Below are 13,446 nucleotides of genomic sequence, written 5' to 3' on the forward strand. Positions count from 1 at the left end.
TGCCATACGCTCTTCAGCATCTTGTTTAATTTCATCTAACATATATCTTTCCTTTATTCTTTATATAACTGGCTCGATCTTATTCGTCGGCAGCTGCCTCGATCAATGTACCCTCGGATTCACCCACTACAATACTGCGCAAAACCCCAGGCTTATTCATATCAAATACTCTAACAGGCATATTGTGATCACGGCACAAACAAATTGCCGTTAGATCCATTACACCTAACTTTTTATCCAAGACTTCATCATAACTCAAAGCATCATACTTCACGGCTGTCGGATCTTTCATCGGGTCAGCGTTGTAGACACCATCTACTTTTGTTGCCTTCAATACAACATCAGCATCAATCTCAATACCTCGTAGACATGCAGCAGAGTCAGTTGTAAAGAAAGGGTTACCCGTTCCTGCGCTGAATATTACAACATCACCATCTTTAAGATCTCTAACCGCTCTGCGCCGATCGTAATGCTCAACAACACCACTCATCGGGATAGCTGACATAACACGCGTTGATATATTGGATCGTTCTAATGCGTCACGCATCGCCAAGGCATTCATAACCGTAGCCAGCATACCCATATGATCACCAGTAACACGATCCATTCCAGCCTGGCTTAGGGCAGCACCTCTAAACAAGTTACCACCACCTATGACCATGCCAACCTGAACACCTATACCAATCAGCTGACCAATTTCTAAAGCCATGCGATCAAGTACTTTTGGATCGATCCCAAAGTCCTCATCGCCCATTAGAGCTTCACCACTAAGTTTTAGAAGAATTCGTTTATATTTTGGCTGGAGATTTACAGGCATGAATCACTCTCGGCATTTAAAGCGTAGTTAACAAATACAGGTTAAGAACCTGCTTAATATGCATATGACGTATCTTAATTTCGGGGGAGTCGCCCCCACTAAAAACAGTCTTTCCAGATGAGCAAGTACTCCCCAGACAACTTTAAGATAAAAACCAATTGCCAGATACAATAATGCCGCATAAGAAAAATGGTTATATCACCCTTCTTATACGGCACGGTTGGGAATTGTATCAGGATTGGTAAAAAGTGGAACTATCTTTTCAACATTTACCTGTTAACAAACCCATGTAAACAGACTAAATTAGCCTTTAAGCTGAGCCGCAACCTCTGCAGCGAAGTCAGCCTCTTCAACCTCAATACCTTCACCTACTTCGATACGGACAAAAGAAACAACTTCTGCACCGCCATCTTTAGCCAACTGGCCAACTGTAACTTCAGGATTCTTAACGAAAGGCTGCTCAACCAAGCTGTTTTCCTTAAGGAATTTCTTAATACGACCACCCATCATTTTCTCGACGATCGCATCTGGCTTACCTTCCATATCAGGCTGAGCCTTAATGATATCCTTCTCTTTATTCAACTCTTCTTCAGGCATATCTTCAGGGTTAAGAACACGAGGATTAACCGCTGTTGCATGCATAGCGATATCTCTTGCCAACTCAGGCGTACCACCTTTAAGCGCAACAATCGAAGCAATTCGATTGTTAGAGTGAACATAAGCACCCACAACTTCACCTTCAGACTTAACAGCACGACGAGGAGAAATGTTCTCACCAATTTTCTGAACCAAAGCTTCACGCTCTGAATCAAGAAGACCAGCAACATCAGTAGAACCTGCTTCAAATGCAGCGCCTGCTACGTTATTTGCAAACGCAAGGAAACCTTCGTTCTTAGCAGCAAAGTCAGTCTCAGAGTTAATTTCAACTAACATTGCAGAAGTGTTGTCAGCAGATACTTTAGCCACAACCACACCTTCAGCAGCTGTACGGCCAGCTTTCTTAGCTGCCTTCATACCACTTTTCTTACGCAACTCTTCAATTGCCTTTTCGATATCACCGTCTACTTCAGCAAGTGCTTTTTTACACTCAAGCATACCAAGACCTGTACGCTCACGAAGTTCTTTTACCATTGATGCGCTAATAGCGGCCATGTCAATTCCTCTTTACCGTTACAACCCAAGCGGCTGTAAAATTAAAAAATTTGCTTCCATTACCTGAGCCCAAAAGGCGCTAAAATGTTCGCAAGCGGAACACACCTTCAACCAAATAAGAACCGAAGCATTATTAATAACGAATGAAAACAAGGGCCGGAAAACCGACCCTTGAGCACTTTATAAGAAAACGCTTACAGAAAGATTACTCTGCTGCTTTTTCGCCTTCTTCAGATGCCGCTGACTCTTCCGCCACTTCAACGTACTCACCACCTTTTGAAGAACCTTCAAGCACTGCATCAGCAAAAGCTTTTGCATAAATCTGAATAGCTCTGATCGCATCATCGTTACCAGGGATAACGTAATCAACACCATCTGGATCACTGTTTGTATCAACGATACCGATAACAGGGATACCTAATTTGTTAGCTTCTTTGATCGCAATACGCTCGTGATCAACATCGATCACAACCAATGCGTCAGGTAGACCACCCATATCCTTGATACCACCAATACTACGCTCTAGCTTCTGCATTTCGCGAGTCAGCATCAAAGATTCTTTTTTAGTCAACTTATCAAAAGTACCATCAGTGCTTTGAGTCTCAAGATCGCGGAAACGACGAATGCTCTGACGAATCGTTTTGTAGTTAGTCAACATACCACCCAACCAACGGTGGTTTACGTAAGGCATACCAGCGCGGCTTGCCTCTTCTTTAACAATCTTGCCAGCAGCACGCTTAGTACCAACGAACAATACCTTGTTCTTACCTTCTGACAGCTTTTTAACGAAAGCTAAAGATTCATTAAACGCAGGAACTGTTTGCTCCAGGTTAATGATGTGAATTTTGTTACGAGCACCAAAGATGTACTTACCCATTTTAGGGTTCCAGTAACGAGTTTGGTGACCAAAGTGTACACCTGCTTTAAGCAGGTCACGCATAGATACTGATGCCATGTTCTTTTCCTTTAATATGTTTGGGTTAGACCTCCACGAGTCCCATTAATCAACCATGAACCAAAACCACCGTAGCAGAAGCAGAACACAGCACCCAGATCAATGTGTCGAAACGTGTGCGGATTTAAGTCAATCGAGATTACCGACACCCTGCTGGATGTGAGTTCCCGAAATTTGCGTGCGCTTTATACCATATCCACTTCAAAATAAAAAGCGCATTCCTACATTTATAGCAGGCCAGGCCACTCAATTCTACGTTTAACCTTTAACAATATAAATCGAGCAGCCACCAGCAAATAACAATAATTATTCAATTAACTCACCTTTCGAGGTAGAATGCGGCGCATTTTTGATAAAAGTCTGTGTCGCAAATGGCGCTATAATGCTCTCCCGACACCATAACAACCCCTAGACAAAAGGCTCTCTTTTCGAGTTATGAATACTAAAGTTACCATCAAGTCCAACGAAGAAATTGAAAAGATGCGGGTTGCCGGGCGACTCGCCGCCGAAGTACTGGAAATGATCGAAGAGCACGTTGTTGCTGGCGTTTCAACCGGTGAACTAGACAAGATATGTCATGATTACATCGTTAATACTCAAAACGCCATTCCCGCACCACTTAATTATAAAGGCTTTCCAAAGTCTATCTGCACCTCGGTCAACCATGTCATATGCCACGGTATTCCAAGCGACAAGAAAGTGCTAAAAAGTGGTGACATAGTAAATGTCGACATCACTGTCATTAAAGATGGCTACCACGGTGACACCAGTAAAATGTTTTTCATTGGCAAGCGAAGCATTGCTGCCGAAAGGCTATGCAAAATTACGCAAGAATGCTTATACAAAGGCATTGCCCTTGTTAAGCCGGGTGCGAGACTAGGCGATATTGGCGCTGTTATTCAAAAGCATGCTGAAAACAATTACTATTCTGTAGTACGCGAGTATTGCGGCCATGGTATTGGTGCTGTTTTCCATGAAGAGCCGCAGGTCATGCATTATGGTAAACCAGGCACCGGCCTTGAGCTAAAAGAAGGCATGACCTTTACTATCGAGCCAATGATTAACCAAGGCAAACGCCACTGCAAACTCTTACCAGATGAGTGGACAGTCGTGACCAAAGATCACAAGCTTTCTGCGCAATGGGAGCACACTTTGCTAGTTACCTCAGACGGTTGTGAAATACTGACCTTACGTAAGGAAGAGGAAGGTCTGCTAAGTTAAGCACAAGCCGATAAAACTATGACGCAACACAGCTCGCTCTTCGAAAAGTTCACCCACGCATCTAGCCTGGACATGCAAACATTAGTCTCTGACTTAAGTACTTGCTCACAACCAGCCCTGAATGTTCGGACAATCCTGGAAGATAGTAAGCAAGTCCTTGATCGGCTGTATCTGGCAAATGAAGATATCCGTCAGCTTATCGAAGTTAAATCCAAACTCATGGATTATATTCTTAAAGGTTTATGGGCACGCTTCGGGTTCGACCAACATGTTAGCCTTATTGCTGTTGGCGGTTATGGCCGAGGCGAGCTGCAACCACATTCAGACATTGACTTACTCATCCTGGTAAGGAATGAAATTAATGATCAGCTGGGCACCAAACTGTCTGACTTTATCACACTATTATGGGACCTGAAGCTAGACATCGGCCATAGCGTTAGAACGATTGATGAATGTATTGAAGCCGCTAAAAGCGATGTCACCATTGCGACCAACCTATTGGAAACGCGCACTATCGATGGTGACCCCGAACTTCTGAGCATTATTTCAGACAAGGTCTATTCCGACGCAGTTTATACCTCTAAAGCCTACTTTCTAGCTAAACGCGAAGAACAAAGTGCACGCCACCTGAAATATAGCGGCACCGAATACAACCTCGAACCAAATCTGAAATCTTCCCCTGGCACCTTACGAGATATTCAGACCATTACCTGGATATCTAAGCGCCACTTTGGTGCTGAAGCTCCCAGCACACGCTCACGCTACCACTTTTTGACAGACGAAGAATTCCGCATGCTAGTCAGCGGCGAGACCTTTCTTCTTACCCTTCGTTATGGCCTGCAGATGATTGCCGACCGCAACGAAAACCGACTGCTATTTGAACACCAGCGCAAGCTTGCAGAAATACTCGGCTTTGAAGATGACGAGCAAAAGCTCGGTGTCGAGAAAATGATGCAACGCTACTATCGCATCGTATTGGGTTTAGCCGAACTTACTGACGTGATACTTCAGTACTTTGATGAGTTTTATCTAAACCCCGAGAGTGATGACAGTGTCCAAGAACTAGGTAAACGATTCCAAATTAATCACGGCTATATTGAAGCTAAGTCAGAAGATATTTTTGACCGCTCACCTTATGCGTTGATAGAGATTTTTTTGCTACTCGCACAAAACCCTCAGATCATTGGCATAAAAACCACGACAATTCGTCAAATCCGTGAACATCAATATCTTATTGATGACAGTTTCCGAAACGACCTGGCTAACACAAGCTTATTTATGGAGATACTGCGCACACCGCACGACCTTCATAAAACCTTAAACGCCATGCTTAAGTACAATGTACTGGGCCGCTACTTACCTGAGTTTGGACAGATCATCGGCCAAATGCAGCATGACTTGTTTCATTGCTATACAGTTGACGCGCATACGATTCAGCTTATCAAGAACCTGATTCATCTTGACTACCCTGAGGCAAAAAAAGAGTTTCCACTTGCCTGTCGTTTATACCGTTATATCCCTAAACGTGAAATCCTTTATACTGCTGGTATCTATCACGACATTGCTAAAGGGAGAGGCGGAGACCATTCCGAACTTGGCGCCATCGATGTTGAAAACTTCTGTCAGAACCATCATTTTAGCGAGCGCGATACACGACTCACTTCCTGGCTGGTCGAAAACCACTTACTAATGTCTATGACAGCGCAGAAGAAAGATATTGATGACCCTGAAGTTATTCATCAGTTTGCGCAACTAATTCCTAGCCTTACTCACCTTGAGTACTTATATATTTTGACTGTCTGTGATATTTCTGCGACCAATCACACCTTGTGGAACAGCTGGCGCGCGACACTGATGCAGCAGTTATATATCGAAACCAGGCGCGCAATACGTCGCGGCACAGATAAGCCTGTTGATCGCAATGACTGGATAGAAGCCACTAAACGCGAAGTCCGCACCTTACTCATCGATAGTGGCTACACCACACCAGAGATTGATGCTTTATTGGAGTCCTTTGAAGACGACTACTTCCTTCAAGACTCAACCGCCGACATCGTTTGGCAAATCTCTGAAGTACTTAATCATGGCAACTCAAGTGAGCCGCTCATCATCATTCGCGACACCCAAACCAAGCAAGGTGACGGTTTCAGCCATATTATGGTTTACGTCCGCTCAAAAGACGACCTATTTGCTGCAACAACTGCGGTACTTGAGCAACTGAATCTCAACGTCTTAAATGCCCGTATCAGTGCATCGAGAGGTGAGTTCAATTTGAGCCACTTTATTGTAACTGATGCACACAACATGCCCTTAGCAAACGATGTAGAACGAAAAGAGCAAGTTCGGTCACGCTTGATTGAAGAACTCGATGACCCGGAAGATTACCCTGAGATAATCAGCCGGCGCACACCACGCCAACTGAAGCATTTTGCCTTCCCGACTGAAGTGACTTTCAGCAATGACATGATTAATCAGCGTACCGTAATGGAGGTTGTAACACCCGACCGACCCGGCCTACTCGCTCGTATTGGCCAAGCACTTCTAAAGCATAATTTATCATTGATCAATGCACGTATTGCCACCTTGGGCGAGCGAGTAGAAGACGTTTTCTTCATTACCGACACAGACGGTCAACCGCTTAGTGACGCAATGATTTGCGAGGCCTTACAGCACGACATATGTACACTTCTAGATGAGCAGGTAGAAATAACCTCATGAACCCAGACTTGAATAAACTTCAGCCCTATCCCTTTGAAAAGCTTAAAGCACTGCTCGGGCAAGTAACACCATCAGCAGATTATTCAGCTATTCCCTTGTCTATTGGTGAACCGAAGCACCCTTCTCCGCAGTTTGTGCTCGACAGCATCACCAATAACCTAGGCAAAGTCGCAATATACCCAAGCACAAAAGGGTTACCTGAGTTTCGAAAGAGCATGACAAACTGGGCGACACAACGCTTTAATCTAAAGCCCGGCACTCTTTGCAGCGAAGATAATATTCTTCCGGTAAACGGCACACGAGAGGCAATTTTTTCTTTTACTCAGGCGGTCATCGATAGAGAAGCCAGTAATCAAGCTTTAGTGCTGAGCCCTAATCCTTTTTATCAGATCTATGAGGGCGCTAGCTATCTTGCAGGGGCTGAGCTTGAACTACTACCTACACTTGAGAGCTCCCAGTTCATTCCCGACTACGACTCTGTCGCCGATAGTACCTGGGACCGCTGCCAGATTCTGTTCATGTGCTCTCCGGGCAACCCGACAGGCGCTGTCACGCCCGCTGAAACGCTTAAAAAGCTCATAAAACTAGCCGACAAGCATGACTTCATTATTGCATCGGACGAATGCTATTCGGAGATCTATTGCGATGAAGACCAAGCTCCGACTGGTTTGCTAGAGGTCTGCGCCGAAATAGGAAGAGATGATTATAAGCGTTGTATTGTCTTTCATAGCTTGTCAAAGCGCTCAAACCTGCCCGGCCTACGCTCAGGATTTGTTGCAGGTGATGCAGACTTGTTAAAAGGCTTCTTGAAATACCGAACTTATCACGGCTGCGCAATGCCGATTCAACACCAGTTAGCAAGCATTGAAGCCTGGAACGATGAAGCTCACGTACAAGAGAACCGTAAAGCCTACAAACGAAAGTTCGAGGCAGTTCTTGAAATTTTAAGCCCGGTACTGAACATCAAGCAAAGTGATGCGAGCTTCTACCTTTGGCCAGAGACACCGATATCGGATGAAGAGTTTGCTCAAAAGCTATATCAGCAAAAGCATGTCACCGTGCTTCCGGGCAGCTATCTATCTCGTACCGTTAATGATCTAAACCCGGGTAAAAATAGAATTAGAATGGCCTTGGTTGCCAGTGAAGAAGAGTGCATCGAAGCGGCAACTCGAATTCGTGAATTCGTTGAATCTCTTTAGCACTCTTTCCACAAATAGTTTTTGTACAAGGTAAAACAATGAGCACAGTAAAAATCTACGGAATTAAAGCCTGCGATACCATGAAGAAGGCACTAACGTGGCTGGAAGAGCATGACATTGATTTTGAATTTCAAGACTATAAGAAGACAGCCATTGATGAGCAAAGCCTTGAAGATTGGCTTAGCCAGGTGCCTTGGGATCAACTAATCAATAAGCGTGGTACAACCTGGCGCAAGCTAAGCGATGAGGACAAAAGCGATATCGACAACGCAAAAGCTATTTCTCTTATTCAGAGTAATAATTCCATGATTAAGCGTCCGGTTTTAAAGATCGGCAATCAAATTCATCTTGGATTCAAGGCTGATAACTACGCCCAATTATTCGAGATAAACGACTAAATAAAGAGTACAGGGTCTCCCCCTTATCTTAAACAACTTATACATATTATTTAATTAGGAGTATTCCATGACAATTGCACTAGGACTTGGTATCGGTAGCAAAAACGGCGCAGGCGAGTGGCTTGAAACATTCTTCCCAGCACCACAATTCCAACCTGACTCCTCTTTGGTTGCTAGCATCCAAGAAACACTAGGCCTTGAAAGCGGCAATACAACAACAGAATTAAATGATGAGCAGATTGAAGAGCTAGCAAAAATCGCAGCGCTTTCTGACATCGCAAGCCAAATGAAAGGCTCAAAAAGCCCGGCCGTAGTGGTTATTATCGAAGAAGATGGCAAGGCTAGCAGCACGCCTGAAGTGTATTTAAAACTACACCTTTTGTCTCATCGCCTGGTTAAGCCGCACGGCATTAATCTTGACGGTATTTTTGGTTTACTGCCAAATGTTGCATGGACTAATAAAGGTCCAATTGACCTATCTGAATTAACAGCTAAGCAACTTGAAGCACGAGTAGCCGGTGAATTGATTGAAGTTAAGTCTGTTGATAAATTCCCACAGATGACCGACTACGTCGTACCTGGCGGCGTCCGTATTGCCGATACAGCCCGCGTACGTCTTGGCGCCTACATTGGTGAAGGCACCACAATCATGCATGAAGGCTTTGTAAACTTTAATGCAGGCACAGAAGGCACCTCAATGATCGAAGGCCGTATCTCTGCAGGTGTAATGGTAGGAAAAGGTTCTGATCTTGGCGGTGGCTGCTCTACCATGGGTACCTTATCTGGTGGCGGTAACATCATCATTGCGGTTGGTGAGAACAGTTTGATCGGCGCAAATGCAGGTATCGGCATTCCTTTAGGTGATCGCTGTACTGTTGAGTCAGGTCTCTACATTACTGCTGGCACTAAAGTAGTTATGCTTGACTCTGAAAACCAGGTCGTTGAGACGGTTAAAGCACGTGATCTAGCAAATAAAGCTGACCTACTGTTCCGCCGAAACTCGGCAAATGGTCGAGTTGAATGCTTAACTAATAAGACTGCCATTGAACTGAATGAAGAGCTTCACGCCAATAACTAGTATCTGGCTAAGCAACTAACACTGCCCTAACAGGGCAGCCCTTAAAGGCGCACTCATAATCAAAGCTTTTTAATGCTTACATCTATGGATGCGCTTTTTTGCATATATACAACGATTGAAACGACGAGCCTAATTATGAGCGATAGCACAACTGACACGATCCAACTGACCCAAGCACTTATACAGCAGCCCTCTGTTACACCAGAAGACTGCGAGTGTCAGGATATTATGATGCGTCATTTGGCTCCGCTAGGCTTTGAAGCCGAAACAATGATCTTTGAAGATGTGACCAATCTTTGGGCTCGTAAAGGTACGGAAGCGCCTTTAATCGCATTTGCGGGGCATACCGATGTTGTCCCTACCGGCCCAGAACAAGAGTGGACATACTCACCCTTTTCGGCCCGTATTCAGGGAGATATGCTACATGGTCGTGGCGCTGCTGATATGAAGGGCAGCCTGGCTGCATTTATCACCGCCTGTGAGCGCTTTGTTAAAAAACATCCCGACCATCAAGGCTCTATCGCTTACTTAATTACCAGCGATGAAGAAGGACCAGCAACAAACGGTACCGTTAAGGTTGTTGAAACTTTGGAGGCGCGTAATGAAAAAATTGATTGGTGCCTGGTTGGTGAGCCATCCAGTACCAAGGTGCTCGGTGATGTGATCAAGAACGGCCGCCGCGGATCTTTAAACGCAAAACTTACCATTAAAGGCAAACAAGGACATGTTGCCTACCCGCACTTGGCGAACAACCCTATTCACCTGGCAATGACTGCCCTTGACGACCTATGCAAACTTGAATGGGACAGTGGCAATGAATTCTTCCCCGCGACATCATTCCAAATCACCAATATCAATTCCGGTACCGGTGCGACGAACGTGATACCCGGTACTGTCGAGACACTTTTTAACTTTCGATTTTCTACTGAAGTCACCGCCGAGCAACTTAAAGCAGGTGTCGTCAAAGTGCTTGAGCAACACAAGCTGGATTACGATATCCAGTGGACATTAAGCGGAGAGCCCTTCCTAACCGCAGCGGGCCCACTCGTCGACGCAGCGGTTAAAGCGATAAAAACAGTTAAAGGTATCGACACAGAGCTTTCAACCTCAGGCGGAACCTCTGACGGCCGTTTTATCGCACCAACGGGCGCACAAGTGCTTGAACTTGGGCCGCTCAACGCAACGATTCACCAAGTTGATGAACACGTGAGTATCACCGACCTGAACGACTTGTCAGTGATTTACGAACAGATCTTGGAGCACCTGCTAACATAAGCCAAGCGCTAAGATACTATGGATACTCTAAGCCCCTATTTACTCTGCCCCGTTTGTAAGGAGCAGCTCGTTCTTGCAGACGATCAAAAAGGCCTATGCTGTCGCAACAAGCATAGGTTTGATCGCGCCAAGCAGGGCTACCACAACTTATTATTAAGCCAAAATAAGCGGAGTAAGCACCCGGGAGATACGACTGAAATGGTCGCCGCTCGTCGTGACTTCCTTGATCAAGGCTACTACGCTAATCTTGCCGAGCGATTTATTCACCATGCTGAAGACGCGCTAGCTAAAGATTCTGAAAAAGCCTTCCACTATTGCGACTTAGCATGTGGCGAAGGCTATTACACTCACAAGCTCCACACCAAGTTGCTTAGTTATTTTCAAGAGGTATACACAAGCGGTATTGATATCTCGACACCTGCAATTAAATCAGCCTGCCGGCGCGACAAATCAATTAACTGGTGGGTAGGTAGCGCTGCGAATATCCCCTTGGCGGACAATTCTCAAGATCTGGTAAGCGGCCTGTTTTTCCATTTTGACCTGGAAGAAATATCTCGCACAGTTCGCCCCGGCGGTCATGTGATCCTTGTAAATACCGGCCCTAGACATCTAATAGAGCTTCGCCGTGTTATCTACGATGAACTCAAAGCCGAAACGCGAACAGAGTTTGAAAGCCTCCCTACGAGCCTTCAGCATGTGAAGACTGATTACTTTGAGCAAACAATTCACCTACCTAGCTCACAAGACATCACTAACCTGTTTTCAATGACACCGCATTACTGGCGCTGTAAACCAGAAAAAAGAACTCTACTTGAGTCCCTTGATACTCTAGACTTACAGCTAGACATACAGTTTGATATATTTCAGAAGAAGTAAATCAGCCACTATCAGTACTGATCACTAATAAGAGTTTAAAAGCCACTACCGTGTCGTCTAAAAAACATAATCAGCAGAATTATTTTAAATACTTTCTGATCAGTGCCATTTGTACCCTGGCAGGCCTCGGAACAATTGTATACGTTAATATTCTCTTGCCCGCATCTGAAAAGCAGGAATTACTTGCGCTAATTGGTCTTATTCTTAGCGTGCCTAGCGCTATCATCGCCTTTTACTGCTATATTCGCCTTCTCGTAAGCAGAATCCAGAATTTCTTGGACAAATAAATGATAACGCCCGATATAGAAATATACATAAAGAACATAAACAACAGTGAATTGCTCGCCTGGCTAAATACTCACTTTACAACCATCGATATCAACCTTGAAGCAAGCAGCTTATCCGAAAAGAAAAGTATCTCGGGCACCCTTTCACGCGAAGGGAATAAGATCCCTATCGTCGTTACGCCCTGTGCAGCAGGAAAGTCTTATTGCAGTGTTTGGTTCAAATCGTCTGAAACACCTTGGGACAATGATGAAGCCTGCGCACTAAGCCTGTTAGAGATGTATGACCTGGAGGTCAGGTGTGCCGCACATAGCTGGCAAGAAGGGGAAGATGAAGCAGGTGAATATTGGAATGCCATCACCCGAAACGAAAAAAAGCTTATCCGCTGGGGATAAGCCTTTTCTGTAGAAGCTAAAGAGCTAGAGGCTTACTTGGCAACCGAAACGTTGTCTGCCTGCATACCCTTCTCACCCTCACTCAAATCAAAGCGCACTGCTTGGCCTTGACGCAATGAGCGACGACCGCGACCACGAATTGAACGGAAGTGAACAAAAACATCTTCGCCCGCATCGGTCGTAATAAAACCAAAACCTTTATTCACATTGAACCATTTAACGGTACCGGACTCTACACCCTCAGGTGTATCATCGTCGTCATCAGACTCAGATGCTTCTTGCGCATTGTTACTTGAAGCAGAAGAAGACGAAGACTGTGCCGCAATTTGCGAAATGGCAGATGCAGCAAAAAACATCAACCAAACCAAAGCGTAAAAGCCGCTACCATTTTCACCTGAAAGGAAATTCTCGGCTGTAAGGCCTTGTGGTAATACTGAAGCAGACGAAGCCAATACCAACATAACGTAAGGAAATGGCAGCGCAACAACCGCACTTACTAATAATTTTTTAGATAAACTCTGTGTAGACATGTAAATTTTCTCGTTAAACAAACTCTTAAAATAGTGGAATTGGTTCAGCAAACACCATTAAGGAAAAAATATCTGCATCCCCCACCTGTGAACAACCCTGTAAAAGTATTGGCAATCGACAGGTAACGCTGCATTGACCTGTATAAACACGACCAGACTCAACGCAAGCCGAGCATGATAACAGATTTTTGGCTCACACAATATCTTGCTTAGAACTTATTCGATTCTACAGTCAACACACTAAATTCTTGAGCACCGGGTAATATGTATTACAATAGCGCCCTCTCTCCATACTTAAGATAGTAAAAACATGAGCCAATCAGAATTACCCGAAGCCCTTATCGAAAAACTTAATGAACGAATCAGTGAGCTCGAAGTTAAACTATCGTTTCAAGATGATTTACTGAACACCCTCAACGATGTAATCACTAAGCAGGACAGGGAAATCCAAGATTTGTGGGTAGCGAACCGACTATTAAAAGAAGGGCTTGGGGAACTTAAATCTGGCAGCGCAAGCACTGAGCAGGAGCCGCCCCCGCCGCACTAT

At 44.7% G+C, this 13,446-nt stretch carries 13 protein-coding genes; 9 read left to right on the forward strand and 4 right to left on the reverse strand.

The features are described 5' to 3' along the window. Window positions 1–79 precede the first annotated feature (79 nt). The 3 genes from pyrH to rpsB form a co-directional block, all read right to left on the reverse strand. Complete coding sequence (gene pyrH / locus A3761_RS09610) at window positions 80–817, reverse strand: UMP kinase (protein ID WP_068508227.1); 738 nt, start codon at window positions 815–817, stop codon at window positions 80–82. 303 nt (window positions 818–1,120) lie between these two features. Further along, window positions 1,121–1,969, reverse strand: a complete 849-nt coding sequence (gene tsf, locus A3761_RS09615) for a translation elongation factor Ts (protein ID WP_068553000.1) — start codon at window positions 1,967–1,969, stop codon at window positions 1,121–1,123. Window positions 1,970–2,174: 205 nt separating this feature from the next. Continuing rightward, window positions 2,175–2,924 (reverse strand): 30S ribosomal protein S2, encoded by a 750-nt coding sequence (gene rpsB / locus A3761_RS09620; protein ID WP_068508230.1) that lies wholly within the window; start codon window positions 2,922–2,924, stop codon window positions 2,175–2,177. Between the two features lie 435 nt (window positions 2,925–3,359). Between rpsB and map the strand changes: the two genes are divergently transcribed. The 8 genes from map to A3761_RS09665 all read left to right on the forward strand — a co-directional run bounded on the left by map (window position 3,360) and on the right by A3761_RS09665 (window position 12,369). Then, window positions 3,360–4,145, forward strand: coding sequence for a type I methionyl aminopeptidase (gene map, locus A3761_RS09625; RefSeq protein WP_068553001.1), 786 nt, complete (start codon window positions 3,360–3,362; stop codon window positions 4,143–4,145). Window positions 4,146–4,163: 18 nt separating this feature from the next. Then, the gene (glnD, locus tag A3761_RS09630) at window positions 4,164–6,863 is read left to right on the forward strand and encodes a [protein-PII] uridylyltransferase (RefSeq protein ID WP_082865085.1); all 2,700 of its coding nucleotides are present in this window, start codon (window positions 4,164–4,166) and stop codon (window positions 6,861–6,863) included. Next, a complete protein-coding gene (gene dapC / locus A3761_RS09635) occupies window positions 6,860–8,062 on the forward strand; it encodes a succinyldiaminopimelate transaminase (protein ID WP_068567534.1) in 1,203 nt (400 codons plus the stop codon). The genes glnD and dapC overlap by 4 nt, the downstream gene beginning before the upstream one ends. Window positions 8,063–8,100: 38 nt before the next feature. Then, window positions 8,101–8,460 carry an ArsC family reductase gene (locus A3761_RS09640; protein ID WP_068553852.1) on the forward strand — a complete coding sequence of 120 codons (360 nt, stop codon included), beginning with the start codon at window positions 8,101–8,103 and terminating at the stop codon, window positions 8,458–8,460. Between the two features lie 67 nt (window positions 8,461–8,527). Continuing rightward, on the forward strand, window positions 8,528–9,538 hold the full coding sequence (gene dapD / locus A3761_RS09645) for a 2,3,4,5-tetrahydropyridine-2,6-dicarboxylate N-succinyltransferase (RefSeq protein ID WP_068739797.1): 1,011 nt from the start codon (window positions 8,528–8,530) through the stop codon (window positions 9,536–9,538). A gap of 135 nt (window positions 9,539–9,673) precedes the next feature. Beyond that, a complete protein-coding gene (dapE, locus tag A3761_RS09650) occupies window positions 9,674–10,813 on the forward strand; it encodes a succinyl-diaminopimelate desuccinylase (RefSeq protein WP_068554741.1) in 1,140 nt (379 codons plus the stop codon). Window positions 10,814–10,831: 18 nt separating this feature from the next. Continuing rightward, the gene (locus tag A3761_RS09655; protein ID WP_068554735.1) at window positions 10,832–11,689 is read left to right on the forward strand and encodes a putative RNA methyltransferase; all 858 of its coding nucleotides are present in this window, start codon (window positions 10,832–10,834) and stop codon (window positions 11,687–11,689) included. A gap of 287 nt (window positions 11,690–11,976) precedes the next feature. Then, a complete protein-coding gene (locus tag A3761_RS09665) occupies window positions 11,977–12,369 on the forward strand; it encodes a hypothetical protein (RefSeq protein WP_068554605.1) in 393 nt (130 codons plus the stop codon). 32 nt (window positions 12,370–12,401) lie between these two features. Here the strand turns inward: A3761_RS09665 and A3761_RS28835 are convergent, their stop codons facing one another. Further along, on the reverse strand, window positions 12,402–12,899 hold the full coding sequence (locus tag A3761_RS28835) for a cold-shock protein (RefSeq protein WP_068512899.1): 498 nt from the start codon (window positions 12,897–12,899) through the stop codon (window positions 12,402–12,404). 310 nt (window positions 12,900–13,209) lie between these two features. On the opposite strand from A3761_RS28835, the gene A3761_RS09675 reads away from it, so the two are divergent. Then, on the forward strand, window positions 13,210–13,446 hold a 237-nt coding region (locus A3761_RS09675), incomplete at its 3' end, for a SlyX family protein (RefSeq protein WP_068512900.1).

This window comes from Oleiphilus sp. HI0123 (genome assembly GCF_001635315.1).

Coding starts and splice junctions, on each gene's coding strand:
- pyrH (WP_068508227.1), bottom strand. CDS start 817: ATGCCTGTAAATCTCCAGCCAAAATATAAACGAATTCTTCTAAAACTT.
- tsf (WP_068553000.1), bottom strand. CDS start 1,969: ATGGCCGCTATTAGCGCATCAATGGTAAAAGAACTTCGTGAGCGTACA.
- rpsB (WP_068508230.1), bottom strand. CDS start 2,924: ATGGCATCAGTATCTATGCGTGACCTGCTTAAAGCAGGTGTACACTTT.
- map (WP_068553001.1), top strand. CDS start 3,360: ATGAATACTAAAGTTACCATCAAGTCCAACGAAGAAATTGAAAAGATG.
- glnD (WP_082865085.1), top strand. CDS start 4,164: ATGACGCAACACAGCTCGCTCTTCGAAAAGTTCACCCACGCATCTAGC.
- dapC (WP_068567534.1), top strand. CDS start 6,860: ATGAACCCAGACTTGAATAAACTTCAGCCCTATCCCTTTGAAAAGCTT.
- A3761_RS09640 (WP_068553852.1), top strand. CDS start 8,101: ATGAGCACAGTAAAAATCTACGGAATTAAAGCCTGCGATACCATGAAG.
- dapD (WP_068739797.1), top strand. CDS start 8,528: ATGACAATTGCACTAGGACTTGGTATCGGTAGCAAAAACGGCGCAGGC.
- dapE (WP_068554741.1), top strand. CDS start 9,674: ATGAGCGATAGCACAACTGACACGATCCAACTGACCCAAGCACTTATA.
- A3761_RS09655 (WP_068554735.1), top strand. CDS start 10,832: ATGGATACTCTAAGCCCCTATTTACTCTGCCCCGTTTGTAAGGAGCAG.
- A3761_RS09665 (WP_068554605.1), top strand. CDS start 11,977: ATGATAACGCCCGATATAGAAATATACATAAAGAACATAAACAACAGT.
- A3761_RS28835 (WP_068512899.1), bottom strand. CDS start 12,899: ATGTCTACACAGAGTTTATCTAAAAAATTATTAGTAAGTGCGGTTGTT.